Here is a 25,075-nt window from a genome sequence, read left to right on the forward strand (position 1 = left end):
CGCCGGGAAAATTATACCCTGGAACCAGGGAGGGGGGCAGGGGAACGGTTCTTTTTCCCCGCTTCAGCTGAAGGACAAAAAGAGCATCCCCTGTCCCCGGGCAAGCAGCCTTAATCTTCCTAATCCTTAGCCATGCGGTAAAAAATTGATATCACCAGAACTACCAGAAGTATTCCTACTACAGCAGAGAAAATATACCCGACAGCCGACTGGGTGAACCCCGCTTCCAAACCGGGTACGGAATAATCAGGCAAAAGGACATGTTGCCAGAAGTCCGCAAATTTAGACAATCCGGCTGGAATAAACCCAACTTCGCCAATTAATTCGTCGGTGCTCCATTCGCCAAACGCTGTACCCGTTGCCAGCAATCCCAAAGGCGACAAGGCTATAAGCACCACCAGCCCCCACCACAGCTTTTTATAGGTTTTAAACATAAGTTCCTGCCTCCTTGCCCTCACGTGCCCTCCATAAGCTGCCTTCTGCCAGCAGAGCCGGGTAATTCTTACCTATAAACCACAGGCCCAAGACCGAAACCGCTCCCTCGACCGGCCCGGCCAGAATCAGATGCTCGGACATCATAGCGGCTACGGCTACCTTGATCGGATACATGAAGTAAAGGGGCGTGCCGTCAGCAGCCTGAAAAAGATGATACTGGGCCCCAAACATCAGAGCGGTGGAAAGGGCTGCCACGTTAAGCCCAATGTAGGCGCCAATAAATGCTGCAGCCATACCTCTGGCAGACAGCTTTTCCGCCCTGCCTTTAATGATCTTGTAGGTATAGTAGCCGACAAACGGCATTATAAAAGCAATATTAAAGCAATTCGCCCCTATCGCAAGAATACCGCCGTCCCCAAAGACAACGGCTTGGATGATCAAGGCTACTGACACTCCCAGGCAGGCCGCCCACGGGCCCAGAAGTATCGCCAGCAAAACCGCCCCGACGGCATGAGCCGAACTCCCCCCCGGTATAGGTAAGTTAAACATCATAATGACAAACGAGAATGCTGCTCCGGCAGCCAGCACCGGCACCTCTTTCTTCTTCATTTCATTTTTGACCTTGTTGGCGGCTATCCCCAGAACCGGAACCATGACTGCAATCAACGGCACCGCCGTTTGCGGACTCAGATACCCATCTGGAATGTGCATTCTTACACCCTCCCCAATTTATTGAGTATAATTCTTCGCCGGTAATACGAAAAGACCATAAAGTATCAATACTGGTTTCATACCAGCCTGACCTTCATGGTCTCTGTTCAGTCTTTACCCGGTTTCCTGTGAAACGCCTTCATGACGTTGCTTGAGTCTCATAATTCTACACCATATACTAAATTCCTTCTCATCGGGCAAATTTATTTCAGGGAAGCAATGGAATTACCTCCGTCTTCCCCGCCTAGAAGCTTTTCATCAAGGTAAAGGTACTGGTTATGCCTTCATCGCTGGCAGTAAACAGATAGTTGCCGCGAGCCGTAAGATATAAGCGAGCCTTGCCTTCACTGTCAGTGGTCAGATGATGGGGGTAATCCCGGTTGTGGGTTCCGGAGTAAGTTGCTCTGACCTCCACTCCGGCCAATGGTTTTCCCTCTTTCAGCACCTGGATTTCGTAATTCTCACCCATACGGGCATGACTATAGCTGCTGGGGACAATCTCCAGGGGCAATCCCAACGGTTGCAGCCCGTGATGATGGTGGTGCCCTATTTCAACAATTAATTTAGCATAAAGCCCATCCTCGTCAGCCGCATAAACCTGGATTAACCCTTCGGTTTCCTGCCCCATGAGGAGATTTTTGTCTCCATCGTGCTCGTGAAAATGCAGCTCCTTCTTTTCCCCCTCGGCCACTACAAAAGCCCTGGCATTTTTAAGGTCTGCGGTTGAATCAGCCTTCATATTATAGCCTTTGAGCAGTTTCAGATTTACCTCTTCACCTTCGTGAAAATGCCCATGGTCAGTATCCGGTTCCAGCCAGATTTCCATTTCCTGTACTTCGTTTACCTCTTTAATCTCTTCAAGAACGATTCGATGGTGAACCAGCTCCATCTCCCTGATGCGGGCTTTTACTACCCGACGTTCACCGAAGATGCTCTCCATAAAAATATTATTTTCTTCTCCGGGAATAATACGATCTACCTTTTCCATTAACAATTCCTCGCCGGAACCACGGTCAATGTAGATATTGGCTTCACACACCGGACCCACCTCCTCGATTTTGGTAGCAGGGTATGCACAGGATTCCCGCTTCTGTCTTATGGCTGCGGGTTTCCATAACTCCCTCGCCGCAATCGGCACATTGCAGAGTAGCATGTATCTGTGCTTTACCCGGCATTTTAAGTTCTATATCCTCCCAGGTAATAAGCTCGTCCAGCGGCATGGTCATAATCTTTTCAAAAAGGACTCCGATCAGGTTTTCCTTTTCGGCCGTCTCTTCTTCGTTTAAGGATTCCTTACGGTTTAGTTGCCGGAAACGCTCCGATTCTTTGAAAGCAGTTGCCCCGAATCTCTGGGCAACGCGGACAGCACGTCCCTTTTCCCGGCTGGCAATGGTATATACGCTTTTGCCATAGTCGTTGAATATCAGATTACCTTTGCCGAAGGTACATCCCAGTATGGCCTGAATGGCGTCTACTCCACAGGAATCGGTCTCGACAATGGCCACTAATTCTTCATCATAGTCCTGGGATATATCCAGGTGTTTTTGAACGAATTCGGCTACCCTTACCCCTATTAAAAGACCCGGGCAAATATGCCCATGAAACTGGATAGCCAATTCCAACGGCGGCATGTTTTTGCACATAATGTCTCCACCTTTCCTATTTACACTTTTAATGTTCGTCCGGGAATTATGCACCCTTATTGTTATTTATTGACTGTTGCGCAGTTTGAACTCCTGGTCGTAAAGTTGCCTTATCCTGGCAACCAGGTGATCCACCTGAATAGGCAGCGGTTCATCCAGGGCGCCTGGAATTTCAATTTTATAACGGTTCAAAGGTATGAGCAATTTACTGGCCCGGCACGAAGCAATAGCCTCAGCCATTGCCGGGGTCAACTCACCGAGGTAGGAATTGGCTGCCAGTACGGCTAAAGAGCCTGTAACCACATCAACCTGAGCCACAGTTTTTACAACTGCATTTTCCCCCGTAGCCCCTTCGTTAGCTCCCGCCTTGAGCATTAAAGAGGTGGCTATGGAATTGGTGCCCAATCCTACTATTTCGCAGCTGTCACCCATCTCCCGGCGCAGCTTCTCTACTATGACACGCCCGATTCCGCCCCCCTGGCCATCAATCACGGCTATTCTCAAACCTTCTCCTCCGCTCCCCTTTTTGGTTGCCATCAGTATAACACACCCTGTCCTATCTCTCTTTATATTTCTACAATTGCCCCTTATCCTGCCTTCAGAAAATAAAAAGGCACGAAGAAACAGCACCGCCTTCAGGCAACATTTAACCTTCGTGGTTAATAATAAGTGGTATAAAACTATTATATGTTGACATTCTACAATAAATGAGATTTTCCTGCCTGAATCCGCTTGTCTGCAGCCGGTTTTTTTATTACCATAAAATATAGTCGTAAGAATATTTTCCCGGTTAAGACTATAGTCCCGGAAAGGAGCACAGGCTTATGGAATTCACCGCAGCCATCTTCAAAAAGGAAGAATCTACCTGTGTGGTAGTGATAGTAAAGCGCGACGTGGTAGAAAATGATTTGCTGGCTTCAGAAGCAGTCAAGGTATTTTCGAAGTTCTTTCCCCTGATGCCGGTGGTTCTGATGGCCCAGAACTTTAAAGGCGATGGCATCTATCGGGGGCCAGAGGAATTGGTGAGATTATTAACCAGGGTTAAACCAGAGGAATTAGCCTGGAAAACATACCAGATAAACAACTAGAAAACCAACCCGGGTCTTCTATCCCCAAATGAGCAATATGACGCCCGGGTTGGTTTCTGTATATTCATTAACCCCATGGCCGCATGGCTATACCCATAGGGCGCAGGCGGGCAAGCGGCCTCAAGCCCAGAAAAGGGTCAAAAGTGCCGCCACTGCTGTAAAAATCAGAGCTATAGGCACTACCGCCCGGATAACTTTGGACTCGGTACCCAGGCTATCGATGGTGGCAGCCGCGTTTTGCAGTTTGGCGGGTGAAATGACACTGGCCAGCCCTCCGGCAATTGCTGTACCAGCAGTGACTACCAGGGCATCTACGCTCAATATTTTTGAGGTCAGGATATTGTATTTGGTAAACAGGGCTATAGTTGAAGCTTCACTACCGCTGACAAACCCGCCCAGGAGGCCCAGAAAAGCCGCTACCGCAGGGTAAAGGCCCTGGAAAAAGTCTGCCGAGCCAACGGCCAGGATGGATATCATATTATAGTCAGAGCTAGACATTTCCCAGATCCCATTTACCGGAGCATAGCCGGAATAGGTCATCACATAGGCGATGGCGAAAAAAATAGCTGCGGAAAACACCGGCCGGGGGGCGCGTTTTATCCACTTCTTCCCGATATCCTGCCACTGCTTCCGGGTCGGCTTGATAAAGGGTATGGCCAGCAGAGTGCTTATTATCACCCAGGTATAAGCATTCCACAGCATCCGGGTCATTATTGGCTTACCGCCGGGTATAATCTCTACCGGCATAGCCAGGTCTTTGAACAGGAAATCAAAAAGCGGCGGCCAGAAGTTGATGAAGAGGCAGGTTGCCAGCAGTATTATCCAGGGACCCAGAGCAGTAAGCAGCGGCATATTTTTTTCTATCTGCTTCTCTTCATTACTGATGCAACTGCGGTCGAGTATGGCTTTTCCGCTTAATCTCATGTAAAGCAGCATCATGACAATAGTAGCCAGACCGCCAAGTACACCGGTTAACACTATGCCTTTGCCAATATGGGCTACCGCTACCGCAGTGAACCCCATGGTAAGTCCGGCCAGAGTGCAGGGTATAAAGCCTTCTTTCACCTTGCTCCATCCCCCCACCAGCCATAGCATGCCGAAGCCGATCATGGTCGATATCATCGGCATGAATTTGGAAAATACCAGGGCAGAAGTAGTCAATGGGGTACCGGTCATATCCGAAAACACTACCAGCGGCGCACCCAGCAGGGCATATGTACAGAGGGAGTCAAAACCCAGGGCTGGCAGAGCTACGGCCACAAAGGTTGAGTATCCCAAAGCCAGCATAAGCGGGGGCAGTATGGATACAGGAGTCGCCCCCACTGCTACCAGCAGGGTGCCTATACCCATGTTTATTATCATTATCTGTACCGCCTGGTCGTTTTTGGCCAGGGTCTTAACAAAGACAACTATTCTTTTTAGGGCGCCGGTTGATTCCAGAAAAGTGATTTGAAATATAGAGGTGGCTACCATTAAAGAAACCGGAAAGGAAGCAATCATTCCGGCCAGACTGGCAGTTAAACCTACCTGCAGCGATGTTTTGAAGAAAAAAGCGCTTATAGCTACTACCAGAATCCATCCTGCCATTCCACTCAAATCGGCCGGCCATTTCGCCAGGGTAAGCAAAACCAGCACAGCAACAATGGGTATTAAAGTCAACACTACATCCATCAGACTTTACACTCCTCCTATCCTACTGTCCTACCATTTAAAATTGTGAGGGTATTTTACCATCCAATAAGTTAGTTTAGCAAAAGGCAAGTTTGCCGACAAGCACTTTTTGGGGGAGATCAATCCAATGCAGCCGGAACCGGCATACCCGGAGAATCTTATAAGACGCGTTTACTTAAATCGGTTTAGCATGTCCGCCATTAATACATACGGAACAGGCTTCTCTTCTTCATTAATTTCCCACCCGCAAAATTGGCATATATATATATTAGCAGCCTGGTCAAAAATTAACCTGGCTTCACAAACCGGGCAGTACATTATTCTAGCCCCTGTGGCTTCCAGGCCGGTTTTGGAAAATAGCGCCAATTATTAACCCTCCCGTAAAATTATGCCTATTTATATATTTTAACACTTTGCACGCACTACATCCTGGTTTAAAGGCCAGTTATAATTATCGAACAGGTTTGTAGTTTTATTTCCCAGTAGCAGTATAAATTGCCATTACATAAGATAAATTGTGCCGATACTGATAGAAGGAGGGTTTGCGATGACAAAATATTTGATTATCAATGCCGATGATTGTGGCCTGGCTCCGGGCGTAAACCGGGCTATAATCGATTTGCACCAGGCCGGGGTTGTCAAAAGTACTTCCCTGATGGTAAATATGCCAGGATTCCAGGACGCAGCTCGACGGTTAGTCAATATCCCAACCCTGGGGGTAGGATTGCATTTGAATCTCTCCTCCGGTTCGCCCATCTCTCCGGCTAGCTGGGTACCATCTCTGGTTGACGGGGAGGGCGGTTTTTCCGAAGAATTGGATTGGAACGAACGGGATATAATGATTGAGCTCAAAGCTCAGATGAACCGCTTGCTGACTGCGGGCATAAGGCCCACCCATATTGACTCGCACCGTTTTACCCAGGATCGGAAAACTGTATGCCGCCCAATGATCCTGCTGGCCCGAAGCATGAAGTTGCCTATGCGCCGCACTGGTTGGGAACCTGCATTGGATATGCGCCTGCCGCCGGGGGTAGACAATTTCTACGCCCATGCTTATTTTGAGGATGGCGGGAAGAATCTCCTTCTAGAAAACCTGCGTTCATTACCCCATGGCACCTCGGAACTTATTTGCCACCCGGGCTATGTGGATGAGTGTCTGGAAAGTGTATGCACCTGGACCCAGGTCAGGGAAATTGAATTCGGTGTTCTAAGCGACCCGGAGGTTTTAGAAACGATACGTGCGCTGGAAATCAGGCTTATTAATTACAACCATTTACACTATTCAATTGATTTACGCAATAGGAATCGGATCGTATATTGATGACCTTCGGCCAGTTTTTGCACGTCAGTCTCAAAAACGGGGGATTTTTGAGGTTGTTCTCCTTAATAATACTAATATGTATTTTTATAGCTGATATATCTTTAAAAGGTACTGCCGAAAAGCGTATAATCAAATTATAATTAGCTTTCATCGGAGGATATTAAGGATGCATCATACCATCTATCCCCTGTTCAACGGCTGCTTCAACATTTACTTTAAATCAGCCCGTTCTTTGGAGAATATTCACTGCTTCGCTTTCCTGGTGGTGGACGAAGCAGGTGAGGCGGTACTGGTCGACACCGGTTTTGACCCGAAGGGAATTCCAGGCGCCAATACCTCTTCAACCCAAACCGAGGAGCAAAAGATAAAGGCGGCGATAAAAAAACTGGGTTTTGCCCCTTCTCAAATAAAAGAGGTGATTCTGACCCATATTCATTGGGATCATACCGCTGGGATGCCCGACTTTCCCCAAGCCCGTTTTTATGTCCAGGTTAACGAGTTTCGCGGTTTGTTTCAGCTCAATCCCAATGAGGAAACTTACTTCAGCCCTTCCCACTGGCTGCCCCTGCTTCCCAATATCGAATTAATTCAGGGCAATAGAGAAATCAAACCGGGTCTTAAGGTCATACAAAGTGGTGGTCACACCAGCGGTCATCAACTGGTCGAAGTCCAAACCAAATCAGGGCCGGTATATCTTATCGGGGATTCCCCGTTTAACTACGACCTGCTTTGGGCAAAGATTCCGCCGGAGCGCTGGCGGTCTTTTCGGGAGGGTGCGGGAAGGAAGTTCTACTGGGAAGAAGGTGTATGGGACACTATAAACGCCTGGTTGACAGAACGTGATTGCTCAGGCCCGGTACAGGGACAGGCAGTTCCATGGGCAGAGATTAAAAAGTTCGGTTCCCGCCTTTTAATGGCTCATGATGCTCGGCTGCTGAAAGTTGATTCTATTGATTAGATAATTGTTTTGAGTTATCATTCCGTCGCAACGGGACTAAAAAACGGTTTTTAAAAACTTCCAAGCAAATAAAAACCGTTTTCTTATCAATGGCGCCCGAGGCCGGGGTCGAACCGGCACGAGGGGTAAACCTCGCGGGGTTTAAAAATAATGGCACTTGACTACACTTAGCAGCTAGCTGCCTTTGCCGTCGATTATCTTAAATTTCTTTTTGAATAAATTCCCCATCCGCCAGTTCATCTTTCAGTAATTCGTACAGATAGGCTGAGCTTTCCCGGTAAAGGCCGGTATCTTTGTTTAGTAGCTTTTCGCACAATACCGACTTGTAAAAAATGCTCATCGCTTCTTCAATTTCAATCATTCTGTCTTCCACCAGGTAGCCAATGATGTCCTGGGTCACACCCTCAATCAAAGCATTGACGACATCCATCTTAGCAGCCCTCCTACGTTATTGGTTTGAGATAGCGCAGTGCTTTCTCGGTATGAAAGGAAATCTGCTCCGAAAGGCGTTTATACTTCATTCCTTTTACTAAAGCATCCATATCTATAAACCCGTTTGTAAAAGTTCGAAATAATAGTGCTAAATCATCATTAGCAACCGGTCCTGTAACAATGTCATATTTATTGTCATGATTGCATTCAGCACTGTCGTACTCAGTAAAATCCCTGCTTCGGTTATTTAGTACAAACATCGCCCATTCTTTTGACGATTTCGCAAATGCCTTTATGTTAAGTTCAGATGAAACGAAAGCCTCATCATTCAGTTCCCACATCGTCACATAAGGGCGGCCCCCATAAATATAAGCAACACGTTTTGCCATCAACTCAGCCTGCTCTTTTAACTCGGTACAATAAAAACCTCTACCGAAATCCTTGAACGGTCTGCATTTTTGGAGGTCAATTTTTTCAACCAACACATTTGAGCCATGATATAAAATCATGTTAAAAACCCTCCATGGTTCTTGCACACCGCAACAAGATCGTCAATGGTATCCTCCAGACTAAGGCAATGCTGGACTTCGTAATGATCCTTAATGAACGCTATTCCGTTGTATTTATGCAAATAGTCGAAGGCTTCTTTCTCGCTTAACCCGAATTTATTAGCAAATTCGTTAACGCAGGCTACCATAAAATTTATGACATTCCTGCTTTGTTTTGTAAGCATTAGCCTCCTCCTTTCACACGATATATTATCATTGCTTCATTAACTTCTTAGTCCAATAAGCACACAACGATGGCCTCTATAATTTTATTATAACAATACAAGCTCTGTCTTACCTTATTATACTTTTTACCGTCCTCGGCAGTATATGCAATTCCTGCCGTAATACTTAACCAGGTTTGAACTATCCGGAATTCCCGGATAGTCGCCAACTTTTCTAATCAACTGCCATCATATATCTATTTATCATATCCACTCCATAGTTTTAAGCACTTTGCAGACCTTCACATCTTCCAGCACTTAACCCTTCTTGCTTGGCCTTTTTATCTCTTTTAATTCGTTTCCCACCCCAAAATACCTTGTGTCAAATGAAGCTAAATCAATGGTTTTCCCGCCAAATTTGATGAGTTTTCATTATTATGCTGTATTCTTCGGCAATCGGCAAATGCAGTAGCATGCTAAACGTTGAGAGGATCGCATTCTCATTATGTGAGGCCTTGAGCTTGTGCTCTTACTGTGCGGCAAGCCATAGTCACCGCCGAGAAAATGTTAGACAAAAAGAAGCACAATTCATTATCAGCACATCAGAACAAAAACAGATTCCGTAGTGATAAATAAAATAGATGAATTTGGGTCAAAAGCAAAATGAAATGAAAAAAGCTGAGATACAATCTCAGCAAAGTCCTAAATAATGGTGCCCGAGGCCGGGGTCGAACCGGCACGAGGGGTAAACCTCGCGGGATTTTAAGTCCCGTGCGTCTGCCTATTCCGCCACCCGGGCATATTAACTTGGTGCGTTTTGAGCCGGTCATTTTTTTACCGCAGCTCTTGCGCAAGATTTAGTGTATCAAATTTGTGCTCTTTTTGCAAGGTTGAAAGCTCGACTCTGCTACCGATCATGAAGGCGCGTATTTCAAGTTAACTCCCCATGATCACAGCTGCAGCCGCAAATGAAATAATCATATACAGGCAGAACTCTAAAAGATCAACAGCCAAGCGAGCATTATTTATCCGAAGGGTGTGCTCCGTAGGGGACGGTTGTCCGCGTCTGTTTAGGATTAAGACTGCGGTCGGTTTACTGCTGATTGAGAAATCCCCGTTTCTCACCTATGCAAGTGACAGCTGTTATTATGTCGGTACTTTTCCGGTTTTCGTCTTGGTAAAAGGAATCCAGGGTGGCAACAAGCTCTTTTTCATCAGCTTTAATATTGCTGCCGGTAAGTTTCAGGCCATTTAAAACGGTACTTACCAGTTTAAATTTTTCGTCAGCCGATATTTTACCCCAGTCCTGACCGGTTATTTTGCCCAACTCTTTATTTTTAATGCTGTGGGCGGTACCGGCTGATGCTTTAGGATCGGCATTGCTATTCGTTGTTGGCGGAACTTCTTCATTATCTGCCGGTTTATCCGCCAGGGCCTGCTCTCTGGCCCAGCGGGCACTGTTTTGATAATCGGCATATACACGAACAAAAAAGGCTGAATAACCAGCTACCATACCCAGTATCAGGAGCATTAAAAGCCATTTCTTCCAACTACGCTTCATTCATTTCACCCTATCGTTTATAAATATGCAGTTTTTGTCTTCCATCCTGATCAAGTCCGGGGACCCTACCGGGTAATAGCACTAGTGTTTATTTCTCATATAGTTCCTGTGTGGTATTCCTCCAGGTTCGAAGGAGAAAGAGAAAAACACCCGTAAAGGGTGTGCCTGGTTTTATAATTATGGAGGGCGGAACCGGACTCGAACCGGTGAATGGTGGTTTTGCAGACCACAGCGTTAGCCACTTCGCCATCCGCCCATTTGTTTATCTCTCGCGCAAGCATTATTGTATCAACTTTCATCCTTTATTGCAAGGGTAATAAAGCCATAAGCTTCGGACTACTGCGGGCAAAATAAAAGCGTTACCGTGTAACGCCTGCTTTCCAATGGAGCGGAAGACGAGATTCGAACTCGCGACCCTCGCCTTGGCAAGGCGATGCTCTACCACTGAGCCACTTCCGCCTGACTAATGGTGCCTCGGGGCGGAGTTGAACCACCGACACGCGGATTTTCAGTCCGCTGCTCTACCTGCTGAGCTACCGAGGCTTATGGCGAAGCCGATGGGATTTGAACCCACGATCTTCGGCGTGACAGGCCGACATGTTAACCGCTACACCACGGCTCCGCAACGAAGTTTATTATAGCATCAGCTAAAACAATAGTCAACACAACCCGGCAATTTTTATGCCTTAACTCACTAATTGCCTGCCGGCGTCAGCTACATGAAATTATTTGGCGCATGCCCCCACACCCCTAGATTATTTTTTCAGGAATCCCTGGCGGGTGTAGATTAGCATTAAGCTGCACAGAATAGAATAAAACGGGAAAGAGAGCGCAGGATGAAAGCAGCCTTTAGATACAAACGAATATATTTTGAACGTGATGCTCTGAATTACCCCCTGGGCAGGGAAATACTGCAGCGTTTGCAAAACGACGGTCATGTTATAGAATTCCTGCAGTCGCATAACCGGGTAACCGGCATTCCGGGCGAGAGTCCCCGCGAGGCCTTCTTTCAAGGCAAAAATACCCTGGTGGTCGGGGTAAGAAGGAGCCTGGATTTTGCCGGATGCAAACCTTCAGCCCATTACCAGCTTCCCCTGGTAACCGGTTGTGAAGGTATTTGCGAGTATTGTTATCTTAACACCCGGCTGGGTAAAAAGCCTTATACCCGGATTTATGTAAACCTGGATGAGATACTGCAGCAGGCGCAGAAATATATTACCGGGCGAACGCCTGAAGTAACCGTATTTGAAGCCGCTTCCACCTCCGACCCGGTAGCGGTGGAGCCCTATACCGGAATTCTGGCCCGGGCGATAGAGTTTTTTGCCGGTCAGGAACTGGGATATCTGCGCTTTGTAACCAAATTCCCCTACGTTCATAGTCTGCTGGGGCTTGATCACCGAGGACATACCCGTATACGTTTCAGCATCAATAGCGATAAGGTAATCGGTCGTTATGAACACCGCACACCCGGACTGGACCAGCGGTTGGAGGGTCTGGCGGCGGTGCTGCACGCCGGTTATCCGGCAGGGGTTATTATCGCACCAGTTATCTTGGAGCAGGGATGGCAAAAAGACTACCTGGATTTACTGCAGCAGATGGCCGGAATAATCCCTTCGTCTTTTTATCCCCATATAGAAATGGAAGTCATTTCCCACCGCTTCACCCGCCGGGCCCGGAGCAATATTGTTGAAGTTTTCCCTGAAACCGGCCTGCCGATGGAGGAAACAGCCGACCGCAAGTTTAAGTATGGCCAGTTCGGCTATGGCAAGTTCGTCTACAGCGATGAAAAGCTTACAGAAATGAAGGATTTCTTTGGCGCTAATGTCAATAAACTATTTCCCGGAAGCAGAATCAATTATATCATTTAAACTTGACTCCAATGCCCCCCTCCCCCGATTAAGAGGGCAATGTTCTTGCAGCAGAAGTGCTTTTTTAGTGCACAAGCAGAGCCTTGCATAGAACGACCCTGCCATCTGACAGGGTCGTTTTTACTTAAATATATCGGCATTGGTATCGACAACGGCTTGCACCAGGGTTTACTTTATCCCTTCCATAGGCCGTGCAAGTTACAATAAGCTCTGGCTACCAGATCGTCTGAATCCTCCACCTCAAATTTGACCTCCGGAACGTCTCCCGCTTTCAAAAACTGGCGATAAGATTTCTGGCCCTGCAAAATCTGAATCCATTCGATATAGTGTTTTTCCTCCATGGGGTGAACTGCACTTCCCACCTTGATTAATACTCCGCCATCAGTTTTTTCTATCACGGGAATATGCTTTTCGAAGGCGGCTTCAACAGTATTTTCCTCGTATAGCTTCATGGGCTGGCCACAGCAAACCAGTTCTCCTTTGCCCTCGTGCAGGACTTCTACGATATTACCGCAGATCTCGCACTTATAGATACCCAGTTTCTTCGCCATTATTCCACCTCCATATAGTATTGCTACTAATTGTACATGCGTCCCGGGTTAGTTGGCAAGCAGGAAATTTATCCGCTGCCTGGCATTAAGCCAGATACATGGCTGCCGCAGCGGCTGCTTGCTTCTCTATTCTGTTTTTTCTCTATTTTGAACGGCATATCTACCCGCAGCGAAAACTTACGCCAAAGGTTCCCCGGGGATATTCCCATCTGATGATTCCTTTGTTTTGGCACATCACCCGGCAGGTGCCGCATTCCAGACAGCCGGCGTAGTCAAAGGTGATCTCGCCATTTTTGTCCAGTTTGTAAAGAACGGCCGGGCAAACCACCAGACAGGGTTTTTCCTTGCATTGGGCGCAAATAGCCTTGTCTAAGAGGATATGGGGTTCTTCTTCGTCCACATTGAATTTGTTCAGGCTCAAGAGTTCCGGTGCTTCCGTTATTTTTATGCTCATATCGATTTAACCCCCCTGAAGCCGTCTTTTATCAGTTGCCAGGTGGAAATCCCATTTTCTTTCATTAAGCTCTTTACTTCGGTCATCATTCTTCCCGGCACTCTGCCATCCACAGTAAACAGATGGGCAAATACGGAAACGGCTAATTTTGGATAATTGCTATATATCCGGGGTATTTCCAGTACGTCAAAATAACCGTCTGCTGCTTTCATGGTGGGGAGCAGCTTGATGTTATCCAGTTCTTTGGTATAGGCCGGGCCAATTTTGGCTGTATCGGCTGTAGCAATTATAGCCCGGGCGGCAGCGACACCGCTTAATATGGCCAGGTCGATTCCCCGGATGGAATAACCGGTATTGATTACAAAACCTGCCGCATCTCCGACCATTAAGAAGCCTTCCCGATATAGATTTTGCGGTATGCCCCGATAGCCGGCTTCACTGACCAGATGGGCTGAGTATTCCACTGTTTCGCCGTCTTCAAGCAACGGGTATATGGCCGGGTGCATTTTTAGGTCCTGGAATATGTCATGTACTGATTTACCGTGCCTGGCTGCTTCTTCAGGTGTAAATACGGCTCCTAAGGAAATACTATCCTGATTGGTATAGAGAAATCCCCCCCCGTGTATCCCCTCCGTACAGCCTAATATCATCCGGGCTGCTCCTTCATCCGGCTTCAGGTTAAAGCGCTGTTCAATGGTTTGCGCCGGTAGTTCTATGATTTCTTTGACACCTACTCCCACGCTGTGCGCGGGTATGTCTTTTATGAGCCCGGCCTTCTGTGCCATGAAGGAATTTACTCCGTCGGCTGCCACCACAATTTTGGCATACATCTCGTCTTCTCCGGCCATGACTCCAACGATTTTTCCGTCTTTTTCGATTATGTCGTCAACTTTGACGCCGCAAGCGAGCATGGCCCCCATTTCTTCAGCTTTGCCTGCCAGCCACTCATCAAAGCCGGCCCTTAGAAGACTATAGGATTGCGGTACTTTATCTTCGTCGTTGAATGACGGGTCATGGTAATCAATGCTGATAGACCGTTCATCACTTAGCATCATGATTTGCTCATGAGTTATTTTCCTTTCCAGGAGAGCTTCGGCGGTAAGGCCTTCCTCTATTATTTCCAGGGCGTAGGTGTAAAGCCTCCCCCCGGTTACGTTCTTGCCGCCCGGCGTATCGCCTCGTTCTATCATCAGGACTTCTTTACCTGCTTGGGCCAGGGTGTAGGCGCAGGCGGCTCCGGCCGGCCCTGCGCCGATTATTATCGCATCAAATTGTTCAGCTTGGCTCATTTCTCCACCGCCCTTTTGTGTTGTTCATTGGGGGTCTTTTTTACCCTATTTACTCTGCAGTGCTTCCGTCAGGAGCGGGATAATCTCATACATATCCCCTGCTATCCCGTAATCAGCCGCTCTGAATATCGGGGCTTTTTCGTTCTGGTTCACTGCTACGATGATTTTAGCGTCGCGGATACCTACCGTGTGCTGTACCTGGCCGGATACTCCCATGGACAGATAGAGCTGCGGTTTGATTACCGCTCCTGATATGCCAATGTACCGTTCCGGCGGCAGCCAGTGTCTTTCTTCAGCTACTCCCCGGGTACAGCCGATTTCCGCCCCCAGAACCCCGGCCAGATCTCTGGCCATCCGGATATCTTCTTCTTTGTCAATCCCCAGGCCTATACAAACGACTTTTTCGGCTGCCCCCAGCTCCACTCCTGTTTTTTTGATCGGCTCGGTTGCTACCGGCTTGACCCGCAGGTCAGCTTCCGCCTCAATTGTTACTATTTCCGCTTCGCCTTGCCTGGTTTCAAATCGGCCGGCCGGCACGGTGACTACACTTAATCCGTCCATTACTTCCTGTTGTACTACGGCTCCGCCGTAGATGAGTTTCTCGGTGTTTGCTTTCCCTTCTTTATAATTTACGCTGGATACATCACTTACCATGCCGCAATCCAGGTATCCTGCCACCCGGGCGGCCAGATCTCTTCCCCGGGCGGTAGCTCCTACTGCCAGGAGTTCTGCCCCTTCTTTTTTTAGAAGCCGGGCCAGGGCTTTACCGTAGTTTTCCGGTAATGGGCTCTCTCCTTTTAAAATGTATATCCGGTCGGCTCCTGCATTCTTTAGAGCTTGGGCAGCTTCCTGACTGAAAACGATAACCCGGGCTTCCTGTCCGGCTCCTTTGGCAAAACCGATCAATTCCGCCGCAATGTTGTCTTTATCACTATATATATAGATGCCTGCCATTAGAGCACACCTTCTTTCCTTAGATTGGCTACAAGTTCAGCTACAACGCTCTGGGCATCGTCCCCTTCAATCATGATGTTTTTGCGCTCCTGGGCGTAGCCCTTAACCGCCAGGATTTCTCTGCAAGGATTCATATCAATATCCAGGTCCTCGGCCCGGCATTCAGTCACAGGTTTCTTCCCGGCCGCCATAACCGCTTTCAGTCCGGGGATGGTGGGCTGGTTGATTTCGGGCAGTACGGCTACAACCGCTGGCAGCTCGACCTCAACCGTTTCCAAATCATCCTCCAGTTTTCTTACTGCGGTTAGGGTATTCCCTTCCAGCTTCATTTGACACACTGAAGTCAGCACCGGCATATCCAGCAGGGCTCCCAGGCGAGGGGCCGTCTGCCGGGAATAGGTGTCACTGGCACCTTCGGCACAGATCACCAGGCTGATATCTCCCCAGGCTTTTATGCCTCCGGCCAGGGCACGGGCAGTTACAGCGCCGTCTGCCTGCTGGGCTTGCTCTGTTTTCACCCAGCAGGCGGCTTCCAAACCGCGGGACAAAGCATCCTTGAGTGATGGTTTCACTTTGTTGTTGCCGAAGGTCAAGCCCACCGCCTTGCCTCCGGTCTGAGCGGCTATCTGCACGGCTGCTTCTATGGCGTTACGGTCATAATCACTGATTTTGCCTTTGGCCTTGCTGCTGTCTACAGATAAATCTGCATCGATTTTAATATCGGCTTCATCCAAGACCCATTTATAGCAGGCTATTATATTATTCATGGGAATACTCCCTTCTTTATAAATTTTATTTTTAACTCGCGCTTTCCTAAGTAATTAATCAAGCAAGTACCCCAGAGTCAAGCAACAGGTTTGCAGAATTTTTCTATTTAGCGCTATATGATCATACGGAAAAGGAAGTATTTTTACCCCTTCCGGCAAATCATGAGGGGATTCCAAAGAAGCTATTCTCTGGAACCCCCTGCCATCACACTTAACCGTTGCTTTTTAACGTAAATGTACCGGTACAGGACGCTGTTTGTCCAGAATTCTGTCAATCTTGTACTGAATCAGATGATCTTCGTGTTTTGCAGGACGGATATAGAAATAATCTTTTTCGAATTCTTCAAAGAAGCCGTCGATGGCTTCGGAGACCGGGTAGCCGGCTGCAATTCCGTCTTTGAGGATTTTGTCCAATTCGCGGAACTCACCAGAAGAATAATACGGGTCACTCTTGTCAACCAGGTCCTGCTCACGACCATAGCAGATATCCGTTGGTGACGCTCCTGGACACCACACATGGGTCTTGATATGCGGATAATAGGTCTGGCATTGGAAGGCCAGGGACTCGGAGACACTGACTACGGCGCTCTTGGAAGCATTGTAGGGAGCGAATAAGCCGTTAATACTAAGACCGGCATCAGAGGCAGTATTGCAGATATGGATTTCCCTGTCGGTAGTTGCGAAGTAGGGCATAAAAGCATGTATACCGTTAACCATGGCAAAAACGTTGATGTCAAAAGTACGTTTCCAGTCACTTAAAGGGATGTTCCAAAGCCTTCCGGGAGAGGTGATACCAACGTTGTTAAAAAGGAAGTCTACATGGCCGTATTTTAAGAAAGTAGTTCTTGCCCATTCCTGCACTTTGTCAAGGTCAGTGCAGTCAAAAGCGAAAACTATAACGTCATAACCCTTTTCCTTAAATTCTCTTTCCGTAGTTTTAATTCTTTCCTCGTTATAATCTACCAGGGAGAGTTTAGCGCCATGTGCACCGAAGCGGTCGGCGACTTCCTTGCCCAGTCCGCTTCCGGCACCAGTGAGGGCAACCACTTTTCCAGTATAATCATTCATAATAATTAACCTCCTCGTCTAATGGTTTTTGAAAACATAATAGCGTTATAACCGGTATGAAGGTCTACGCCTTTTTCTTGGCAAGTTCCTGATCCATTGATTTTGGTTGTTCATAAAAAGGACGCAATTTTTTATTGAAAAAACGGTCATAGCGCTCCAGGCAGCGGGTACCGACTGCTTGATGGGTCAAAAGGATAAACTTGTCAGCCTCAAACTCCTCAAGAATGTTGCGGACCGCTTCATCGGTGGGCATGTTCAATACCGCTGAGGCGCTGGAACGGGCCACGATTTCCTGATAAGCATCGGTTTGATAGGCTGGTCCGACCGGCATCCAATCCTCGCCCTCGGGACGGTAGGTATCCGAACGGTAGAGGTTGCTCGTAACGAACCCCGGGCAGATCGCATAAGCTTTAACCTTGGTATTAAAATGGCGGAGATCCAATTCTAGGACCTCTGTGAGCCCCACTACCGCGTGTTTGCTGCTGATGTAGGCACCGCCCCCCCAGAAAGTAGCGAGACCGGCCAGCGAGGATGTATTGAAAATATAGCACTCCTTATCGCTGGCAATCATTTTAGGAACGAAGGCGTTAATGCCACGTACAACCCCGAAAACATTGACGTCAAAGACCCACTGCCAGTCTTTCAGCGGCATCTCCCACATCACATGATTGGGACTAACGCCTGCGTTATTGAAGAAGAAATCACAGCAACCGAATTTATTGAATACCAGCTTGGCAAAATATTCAAAATCATCATCATCGGTAACATCGAATGCTGCGCTGATAACCTCAACACCCTTGGCCCGCAATTCTTCTGTTGTCGTCTTCAGTTCTGGTGCGCGCATGTCGGCTAGAGCAAAGTACTTCGCGCCTCTGTCCGCCAGTTCCATAGCCATCTGTTTGCCAATACCGGAAGCACCGCCGGTTATCGCAACTACTTTTCCTTGGTAATCAAACATTATTCATTCCTCCTATGCTTACGGTAAAAACTACTGTTGTCCGTTTTTCCATCCTTCTCTGATTCCAAAAGTTTTAGCCACAATATCACGATGTACATCGGGAGGCTGCTCCGCAATTTCGAGACCCATGGTCCCCATCCACATCCTGCCAATACCTGCCTGAGCCGTAAAGCCAACTCCACCATGAAGGACGGTTGCATCATGCAGACTGGCGCTGGCAGCCTCGGTAGCGTAAATCTTGGCCATGGAACACAAGCGCGTGCTTTCCTGATACCGTTCCTCATCCCACAGACGAGCCGCGGTGTAAATGAGGTTGCGGATATTTTCATTTCTAATGGCAAAATCAACCAGACGATGAGAAACGCGCTGTAAATCTGTCAAAGGCCTGCCATAGCGTGTACGCTGCTGGGTAAATTTCAAGGTCATATTAAATGCATTCTCACACATGGTAAGCGCCATTATGGCTACATTCAAATAACTGGGGCCCATCCAGGCACTGCCAAATCCATTGTCAACCACCCGGTTGATTTTCGGAACGCGAAGATTCTTCATATAAATTGTTCCCCAGTCTGATAAACTGTCCATAATCTTCTTTTCCCGAAATCCCGTTTCCAGCCCGGGCATGCCTTTTTCAACGTAATATACACTGCTGCTGAAATCGCTGTTGTCTGCTCTCCCAAAAACTACTTTTACGTCACTTATATGGGGAGAAGTAACGCATACTTTGGCTCCGTTAAGGACATAATCCTCTCCGTCTTCGGTAACCGTAAGTCCCCATTCCGCAAAGTTGCCCAACCCGGCCGGGTCGGTAACCGCGCCACAGGCATTGACTTTACCTGAGGCCATTGGCAGGAGAAACTTTTCCTTTTGCTCTCTGGTTCCCCAATAAGCAATGGGCAGCATCGCTAAATCCTGACATGTCATCGGACCTGCACCGGGGAAGCCGTTCCGGGTCAGTTCTTCCAGAATAACCAGATAGGTAGTCAGGCTATAGCCCATTCCTCCATACTCTTCCGGAACCCACGCTCCCAGATACCCCATCTTGACAACTTCTTTCCAGCAATTTTCCTCTAACGTTCCCGGCTCTCGCTGGTTGTCCTTGGCCGCAAGGGCCTTAATCGCCGGATCATTACAAAACTCCCGTACAGAATTTTGTATCAGCATCTGTTCTTCATTTAAAAAATGACTCATTGTCTTTTTCCCTCCTGTTCCTGATATCCTAACGAGTTTGACTTTTTCGGCATGTCTTAATTTTTAATTACTAAGCTGTTTTTTGAAGAAGTTTCTTCCCTGAATTCGCTGCCATAATGGCCAAAATCAAGGCTATGACTGCGCATAATGCAATGGCTCCCAGAGCACTGGTATATGAACCGCTGGCATCGTAAACCATCCCTAATATAGGGGCACCGGCAGCAGCGCCAATGGTAAAGCCCATCATGATAACAGGAAAGATTGAAGCATAATCCTTATTTCCCAGGGCTGCTGCTATCAGTAATGGCGGTTCAACCGTTACCGTAGCTAACCCAAGGCCAAGAGCAACACCTGCGCCGTATACCAGAAATACATTGACGGTTGCAGACGCTATAGTGAGTAAGACCACGCCAAAAGCCATGGCAAGACAACCGGTTGAAACCGACGGTATTATGCCAAAACGATCATTAATCCAACCCAGCAATACCTTGCCTCCTGTCACCGAGAGCATGATAACCGATACTATGATTCCAGCCATGACCGCTCCAAATACATCCCCAACTAATGGCGCTGCATGGGTATTGATTGATGCGGCAAAGCCAAACAGAATTGTAACCACCAACAGTAAATAGAATACGGGAGACTTAACTGCTTCGGCCAGCATGGGACCTTTTAGCTGCTCAGCAGTTGTGACATCAGGACCCGCATCAGCAGGCTTACCCTGAACCTTACCCTTAATTTCATAAGCTCTTATACCAATTTCGGAGGGATGGAATCTCAGTACAGTAGCACTTAATGGTAAAGCAACAATTATTGTGAATATACCTATTATTAGATACGATTGTTGCCATCCCAGATTGGTGATAAGCGATATTACGATAGGGCTTAATACTGCTGCCCCTAAACCTGAAGATGCCATAGTAATTCCCATAGCCAAACCCAAGCGATCCTTGAACCAGTTACTGATAATTACTGCTACTCCGACTACGGTACATAAAGGAGTTATTATTCCCATGACTGCAGCAGCAATGTACCAATGAATAAGAGCGCTGGCTTGTGATAAGAAGCAAAAAGAAGCTCCCATTAAAACTACACAAATTGAAATGATCAGGCGACTATTATATTTTGCAAGAATTTTCCCTGCCATCGGCATAGATATTAGCTGTATCAGCGACATGATACTTACATAAATTACGAATTGCCCTCGTTCAAATCCCAAAGCTTCGCAAACAGGTTTAATAAACAGGGTCGCACATGTCGCCGGCAGTGCAAAACACGTTGCCATTAACAGGCAGCAGCCTATCATTACCAGCCAAGCCGGGTGAATCTTAGGTGTTTGCTCCATAGCATCTGACCTCCTTTTATGGTTTATGGTAATATTGCCTGACTCCCTAAAAATAACATCTTTTGCTCGCCTGTTAACAAAAGCTGCCTCCCCAGCACCTCCTCTCTCTTATAACTGGAAGTCCCACAATATTGGATACACTATTTATTAGTAGCAATTATTATGCCATTGATAAAAGACCGATTTTTTGAGGTTTTTGAGGCTTGAAAGTCATAAACAATATAGCCAATCGCTACATACCACTGTTGCTCCCACTGAACTCCCCATAGCCTCTTGATTATTAATTGCTTCGAAACGCTACAGGTAAAAGAAAAACAGTTATTACGTGATTTATTTAAATATGGGTTTCACTACCCAAGCCTTGAAAGAAGAATGAAACGGCACCTTGGGGAGACGAGAATAGCCAGGGAGCAATAGATATCTGAGCACGGATATGAATCCCGCTGCTATGAGATAAGCAGCTAGCATTGCCCATACAGAGCCTAGCTAGTGCATATGCGATTGCTAAACAAAAAATAAAGCCGTTGAGCGGAGAAATACTAGTGGTTCAGTGCAACTTCAATTGCTCCTCAAACCGTTATCCACCAGTATTACGAAATGCTACAACAACCAATGAGAATACAGCCTTTCAGAAGGACTACTAGCATTAAACTAACCTAGCGTTTTCCAACAGTATGTACTATACTCAATTTGCGGACTTTTTTCGTTGTCCACGTATAATCATTAGTAATCTACAAGGCATATTTTGGTATGTTGATCTAATTGGCTGTCTGTCTCAATTTTTCTGGTTTTTACACTTCCGAGTTGTTATTCTGGCATTGGTTAGGCAGCGTGAAGTAAGTAACAAGCAATTTGAATTGAGGTGTAGTTTACAATGACATTTGGTATTGTTCATCAGGAAATAGTCAAAAGCCCGCTTCCGGCCATCCCATCTATGGATATGGTCAATGTTTTTGAATTATCTGCCATTTCGCTACCTAAACACGAATATTTGGCAGAGCAGACCGTGCAGTACAATTTAGCCCATTACCGGAATTTCTTATATATATGTTCGCCTGTCATTAAAAAAGTTGTCCCTACCCTCCAAGAAAACATGGATATTTCTTTAGTTACTTCAGATGGCTGTGTCGTATACAGTTTCTATGATAATCGTATTGGTATTTTCTGTCCGGGAAGCGTTTATATTAATAGTGAACAGGAGCTTAAGAACTGCTTACTGAATGGCAATGCCGTCAATCTGTACTATAATAATACCCATGCTAACTTAGTGAGCTTACCCATTAGCAATCTGAACTCTTCAATATGTCTGTGTGTTACCAGGCTGGATGGTAAAGTTCCTGATGACCTTGTCAATGCGATTTGTATTATCCATCACATTATCAGTCATGACTATGATGAATGGCTTAAATTTGAAAAATACACTAACTCCATAATCAATACTATGGATGTTTCCGCTTTGATAGTTAACAACCAGGGCATGATTGCAAATGCCAACAATCACTTTTTGGATATGATTGATGCCGATAATAAGCTGAATATCATAGGGGAACCTGTTTCTGTTTTTTTTGAAGATTTAGAGGATAACCTTACTGATCCAGATTGCCTTCAAAGTATAAATATAATTAGAAGTGCTAATCGCGGTCAGAGTATTCCGTCTAAAATTATTGGTAAGCAAGTGCTGTATCCTCCTTTCGGAGACACTCATCTTATTTTATTGTTTCAAAATAAAACATCCACACACCATCCGTATAAATTTGTCTCTGATCACCCGCAGTCAAATCTTGAAGCGCCTTTTTCGAGGCTGGTAGGAAATTCTCCCAAGCTTAACAAAGTGATTGCAATCGGGGAAAAAGTTGCTAAAATGCCCGCTACGGTTTTGATTGAGGGTGAAAGCGGCACCGGAAAAGAACTGATGGCCCAAGCTATTCATCTGGAAAGCAATCGTAAAGGTTCATTTGTAACAGTAAATTGCGGCGGTCTTCCCCCGGGATTGCTGCAGAGTGAGTTATTCGGTTATGTAGAAGGCTCTTTTACTGGAGCAAAAAAAAGCGGAAAAGTTGGCAAGTTTGAGCAAGCTGACGGAGGAACTTTGTTCCTGGATGAAATAGGTGAGATGCCTATAGACATGCAAGTCAGCCTGCTTCGCTTTCTACAGGATAAGATAATAGTTCGTTTGGGTGATAATCGTTCAAGATACGTTGACGTTAGAATCATAGCTGCAACTAACCGGGATCTTTTAAAGAGTATCGAAGAAGGCTCTTTCCGCCAGGACCTGTATTATCGTTTGAATGTGGTTAATATTAAAATGCCTGCATTAAGAGATAGAAAAGAAGACATCCCCTTACTGACGGATTATTTTATCGATGAAATCTGCACGCAATATGGTATTGAGCATAAACAAATCAGTACCTCTGGACTTGAAAAACTATTGACATACGATTGGCCAGGCAATATAAGGGAACTACGAAACATCATTGAAAATGCCCTTATTGTTTCCAATACCTCAAAGCTGACCTTTGACCAACTGTCTATAAAGCCTGCAAGCAGTCAAAATACCTTGCGGCAAATTGAAGAACAAACTATAATCTCCCTGTTGCAAAAATATGAAGGTAACATATCTGCCACCGCCAAAGCACTTGGCATAGCACGTACTACTTTATACAGGAAAATGAAGAATATTAATCAAGCCAAAAAGTCAAAAAAAAATGCAAAATAAACTGGCAAAGACCAGTTTTTGCACTTGGCATAGCCCGCACTACACTCTACCGAAGGATGAAAAAGCTCAATATTGATTAAAAATCCTCATAGCGTTATGCAAATGCTATACTGAAATAACAGCAGAATTTTTATCTAGGAGTTGAAGCTATGAAGTACTTGATTATTCTTTCCGACGGTATGGCAGACTACGATATACCGGAATTAAACGGGCAAACGCCGTTGGAATATGCCCGGACTCCTAATATAGATATCCTGGCCCGTAATGCCCTGATAGGGCTGGTGCAAACAATCCCTGCGGGCCTTTCTCCCGGCAGCGATGTAGCCAATCTGGCGGTAATGGGCTATGACCCTCTCAGTTATTATACCGGGCGCTCACCCCTGGAAGCAGTCAGCCTGGGGGTGGAACTGGCCGACAGCGACCTGGCTCTGCGCTGTAATCTGGTGACTTTATCCGGTGAGGAAAGTTACCGGGATAAGTGTATGAAGGACTACAGCGCCGGTGAAATCAGCACTGAGGAGTCGGGACGTCTGATAGCCGATTTGCAGTCCCAACTGGGTAATGAAAGCTTTAGTTTCCATGCCGGAATCAGCTACCGGCATCTGGTGGTATGGAAAAACGGTTGTGATAAAAACCTGAAGCTTACTCCCCCTCACGATATTTCCGACCGGGTGGTGGGCGAATACCTGCCTCAGGGTAAAGATGGTTCCATATTACTTGAGCTTATGCTTAAGAGTCAGGATATACTTAAAAATCATCCGGTAAACCGGGCTCGCATGGAAAAGGGGCAAAACCCGGCCAATTCGATATGGTTCTGGGGAGAGGGGCGGCGGCCGTCTCTGCCCGGTTTTAAGGATAAATATGGCCTAAATGGATCGGTAGTCTGCGCAGTTGACCTGGTGCGGGGACTGGGCATATGTGCCGGGTTGACTCCGGTCAAGGTGGCAGGAGCAACCGGCAGTGTGGAAACGAATTTTGCCGGCAAGGCGAGGGCCGCCCTGGATGAGTTGAAAAAGGGACAGGATTTTGTTTATATGCATATCGAGTCTCCTGATGAAGCTGGCCACCAGGGTGATCTTAAGAGTAAAATATGGGCTATCGAGCAGGTGGATAAAGAGGTAGTAGGTCTGCTGGTTAAGGAATTGGATGATTTCGACCAGATTAGGGTTATGATACTCCCTGATCACCCCACACCGCTATCTATACGCACCCATAGCAGTGACCCGGTTCCATTCCTTATATTTGATAAAAACAACCCGGTAAACGATGGGGTGGGAAAATATGATGAAAAATCTGCTGCCAAAGGGATATTTGTAGCTGATGGATATACTTTAATGGACCGCTTTATCAAAGGTTAATTTGCACCTTAATCAAGTAGGGTG

General features: G+C 46.7%; 25 protein-coding genes and 5 tRNA genes. 6 read left to right on the plus strand and 24 right to left on the minus strand.

The features are described from left to right. Positions 1-119: 119 nt before the first annotated feature. From ACU70B_RS09230 to ACU70B_RS09250, 5 genes are all read right to left on the minus strand, one after another. Positions 120-434 carry a PDGLE domain-containing protein gene (locus ACU70B_RS09230; RefSeq protein WP_447183268.1) on the minus strand — a complete coding sequence of 105 codons (315 nt, stop codon included), beginning with the start codon at positions 432-434 and terminating at the stop codon, positions 120-122. Then, on the minus strand, positions 427-1,146 hold the full coding sequence (cbiM, locus tag ACU70B_RS09235) for a cobalt transporter CbiM (RefSeq protein ID WP_447183269.1): 720 nt from the start codon (positions 1,144-1,146) through the stop codon (positions 427-429). Before cbiM ends, ACU70B_RS09230 begins: the two co-directional genes overlap by 8 nt. Before the next feature lie 244 nt (positions 1,147-1,390). Further along, positions 1,391-2,185 (minus strand): CooT family nickel-binding protein, encoded by a 795-nt coding sequence (locus tag ACU70B_RS09240; protein ID WP_447183270.1) that lies wholly within the window; start codon positions 2,183-2,185, stop codon positions 1,391-1,393. Further along, positions 2,178-2,789, minus strand: a complete 612-nt coding sequence (locus tag ACU70B_RS09245) for an FmdE family protein (protein WP_447183271.1) — start codon at positions 2,787-2,789, stop codon at positions 2,178-2,180. The genes ACU70B_RS09240 and ACU70B_RS09245 overlap by 8 nt, the downstream gene beginning before the upstream one ends. A 66-nt stretch (positions 2,790-2,855) precedes the next feature. Continuing rightward, a complete protein-coding gene (locus tag ACU70B_RS09250; protein WP_514393149.1) occupies positions 2,856-3,326 on the minus strand; it encodes a DUF3842 family protein in 471 nt (156 codons plus the stop codon). 287 nt (positions 3,327-3,613) lie between these two features. On the opposite strand from ACU70B_RS09250, the gene ACU70B_RS09255 reads away from it, so the two are divergent. Continuing rightward, positions 3,614-3,877 carry a hypothetical protein gene (locus ACU70B_RS09255; protein WP_447183272.1) on the plus strand — a complete coding sequence of 88 codons (264 nt, stop codon included), beginning with the start codon at positions 3,614-3,616 and terminating at the stop codon, positions 3,875-3,877. Positions 3,878-3,997: 120 nt separating this feature from the next. Here the strand turns inward: ACU70B_RS09255 and ACU70B_RS09260 are convergent, their stop codons facing one another. After that, entirely contained in the window at positions 3,998-5,548 is a 1,551-nt protein-coding gene (locus ACU70B_RS09260) for an L-lactate permease (protein WP_447183273.1), read from the minus strand. Between the two features lie 547 nt (positions 5,549-6,095). Here ACU70B_RS09260 and ACU70B_RS09265 point away from each other — a divergent pair. Continuing rightward, positions 6,096-6,869: a carbohydrate deacetylase gene (locus ACU70B_RS09265; RefSeq protein WP_447183274.1), complete on the plus strand. Its 774-nt coding sequence runs from the start codon at positions 6,096-6,098 to the stop codon at positions 6,867-6,869. Positions 6,870-7,035: 166 nt separating this feature from the next. Beyond that, a complete protein-coding gene (locus ACU70B_RS09270; protein WP_447183275.1) occupies positions 7,036-7,827 on the plus strand; it encodes an MBL fold metallo-hydrolase in 792 nt (263 codons plus the stop codon). A gap of 199 nt (positions 7,828-8,026) precedes the next feature. Here ACU70B_RS09270 and ACU70B_RS09275 read toward each other — a convergent pair whose 3' ends face one another. From ACU70B_RS09275 to ACU70B_RS09315, 9 genes are all read right to left on the minus strand, one after another. After that, positions 8,027-8,257: a hypothetical protein gene (locus tag ACU70B_RS09275; protein WP_447183276.1), complete on the minus strand. Its 231-nt coding sequence runs from the start codon at positions 8,255-8,257 to the stop codon at positions 8,027-8,029. Between the two features lie 13 nt (positions 8,258-8,270). After that, positions 8,271-8,768, minus strand: a complete 498-nt coding sequence (locus ACU70B_RS09280; RefSeq protein WP_447183277.1) for a DUF3990 domain-containing protein — start codon at positions 8,766-8,768, stop codon at positions 8,271-8,273. Continuing rightward, the gene (locus ACU70B_RS09285) at positions 8,765-8,992 is read right to left on the minus strand and encodes a DUF3791 domain-containing protein (protein ID WP_447183278.1); all 228 of its coding nucleotides are present in this window, start codon (positions 8,990-8,992) and stop codon (positions 8,765-8,767) included. The genes ACU70B_RS09280 and ACU70B_RS09285 overlap by 4 nt, the downstream gene beginning before the upstream one ends. A 689-nt stretch (positions 8,993-9,681) precedes the next feature. Beyond that, positions 9,682-9,770 (minus strand) — tRNA-Leu (locus ACU70B_RS09290). Positions 9,771-10,064: 294 nt separating this feature from the next. Beyond that, complete coding sequence (locus ACU70B_RS09295) at positions 10,065-10,532, minus strand: hypothetical protein (protein ID WP_447183279.1); 468 nt, start codon at positions 10,530-10,532, stop codon at positions 10,065-10,067. A 180-nt stretch (positions 10,533-10,712) separates the two neighbouring features. Further along, positions 10,713-10,788: transfer RNA gene (locus tag ACU70B_RS09300), tRNA-Cys, on the minus strand. A gap of 128 nt (positions 10,789-10,916) precedes the next feature. Next, positions 10,917-10,991 (minus strand) — tRNA-Gly (locus ACU70B_RS09305). A gap of 8 nt (positions 10,992-10,999) precedes the next feature. Further along, a tRNA-Phe gene (locus ACU70B_RS09310) sits at positions 11,000-11,075 on the minus strand. 3 nt (positions 11,076-11,078) lie between these two features. Further along, positions 11,079-11,154, minus strand: a tRNA-Asp gene (locus ACU70B_RS09315). 214 nt (positions 11,155-11,368) lie between these two features. Here ACU70B_RS09315 and splB point away from each other — a divergent pair. Continuing rightward, on the plus strand, positions 11,369-12,400 hold the full coding sequence (gene splB, locus ACU70B_RS09320; protein ID WP_447183280.1) for a spore photoproduct lyase: 1,032 nt from the start codon (positions 11,369-11,371) through the stop codon (positions 12,398-12,400). A 173-nt stretch (positions 12,401-12,573) separates the two neighbouring features. On the opposite strand, the gene ACU70B_RS09325 is transcribed toward splB, so the two are convergent. The 9 genes from ACU70B_RS09325 to ACU70B_RS09365 form a co-directional block, all read right to left on the minus strand. Then, positions 12,574-12,951 carry a desulfoferrodoxin gene (locus tag ACU70B_RS09325; protein WP_447183281.1) on the minus strand — a complete coding sequence of 126 codons (378 nt, stop codon included), beginning with the start codon at positions 12,949-12,951 and terminating at the stop codon, positions 12,574-12,576. A gap of 160 nt (positions 12,952-13,111) precedes the next feature. Then, a complete protein-coding gene (locus tag ACU70B_RS09330; protein ID WP_447183282.1) occupies positions 13,112-13,405 on the minus strand; it encodes a ferredoxin family protein in 294 nt (97 codons plus the stop codon). Next, entirely contained in the window at positions 13,402-14,694 is a 1,293-nt protein-coding gene (locus tag ACU70B_RS09335) for an FAD-dependent oxidoreductase (protein WP_447183283.1), read from the minus strand. Before ACU70B_RS09335 ends, ACU70B_RS09330 begins: the two co-directional genes overlap by 4 nt. Positions 14,695-14,739: 45 nt before the next feature. Beyond that, positions 14,740-15,648: an electron transfer flavoprotein subunit alpha/FixB family protein gene (locus tag ACU70B_RS09340; RefSeq protein ID WP_447183284.1), complete on the minus strand. Its 909-nt coding sequence runs from the start codon at positions 15,646-15,648 to the stop codon at positions 14,740-14,742. Next, positions 15,648-16,415: an electron transfer flavoprotein subunit beta/FixA family protein gene (locus ACU70B_RS09345; RefSeq protein ID WP_447183285.1), complete on the minus strand. Its 768-nt coding sequence runs from the start codon at positions 16,413-16,415 to the stop codon at positions 15,648-15,650. The genes ACU70B_RS09340 and ACU70B_RS09345 overlap by 1 nt, the downstream gene beginning before the upstream one ends. 225 nt (positions 16,416-16,640) lie before the next feature. Continuing rightward, positions 16,641-17,483, minus strand: coding sequence for an SDR family oxidoreductase (locus ACU70B_RS09350; RefSeq protein ID WP_447183286.1), 843 nt, complete (start codon positions 17,481-17,483; stop codon positions 16,641-16,643). Positions 17,484-17,547: 64 nt separating this feature from the next. After that, on the minus strand, positions 17,548-18,441 hold the full coding sequence (locus ACU70B_RS09355) for an SDR family NAD(P)-dependent oxidoreductase (RefSeq protein ID WP_447183287.1): 894 nt from the start codon (positions 18,439-18,441) through the stop codon (positions 17,548-17,550). Positions 18,442-18,471: 30 nt separating this feature from the next. Continuing rightward, complete coding sequence (locus ACU70B_RS09360; protein WP_447183288.1) at positions 18,472-19,632, minus strand: acyl-CoA dehydrogenase family protein; 1,161 nt, start codon at positions 19,630-19,632, stop codon at positions 18,472-18,474. Between the two features lie 70 nt (positions 19,633-19,702). Then, positions 19,703-20,977: an MFS transporter gene (locus tag ACU70B_RS09365; RefSeq protein ID WP_447183289.1), complete on the minus strand. Its 1,275-nt coding sequence runs from the start codon at positions 20,975-20,977 to the stop codon at positions 19,703-19,705. An 874-nt stretch (positions 20,978-21,851) separates the two neighbouring features. Here ACU70B_RS09365 and ACU70B_RS09370 point away from each other — a divergent pair. Continuing rightward, the gene (locus tag ACU70B_RS09370) at positions 21,852-23,693 is read left to right on the plus strand and encodes a sigma-54 interaction domain-containing protein (RefSeq protein ID WP_447183290.1); all 1,842 of its coding nucleotides are present in this window, start codon (positions 21,852-21,854) and stop codon (positions 23,691-23,693) included. Between the two features lie 149 nt (positions 23,694-23,842). Beyond that, a complete protein-coding gene (locus tag ACU70B_RS09375; protein WP_447183291.1) occupies positions 23,843-25,051 on the plus strand; it encodes a cofactor-independent phosphoglycerate mutase in 1,209 nt (402 codons plus the stop codon). Positions 25,052-25,075: the final 24 nt, after the last annotated feature.

Source organism: Syntrophomonas curvata, from assembly GCF_052976825.1.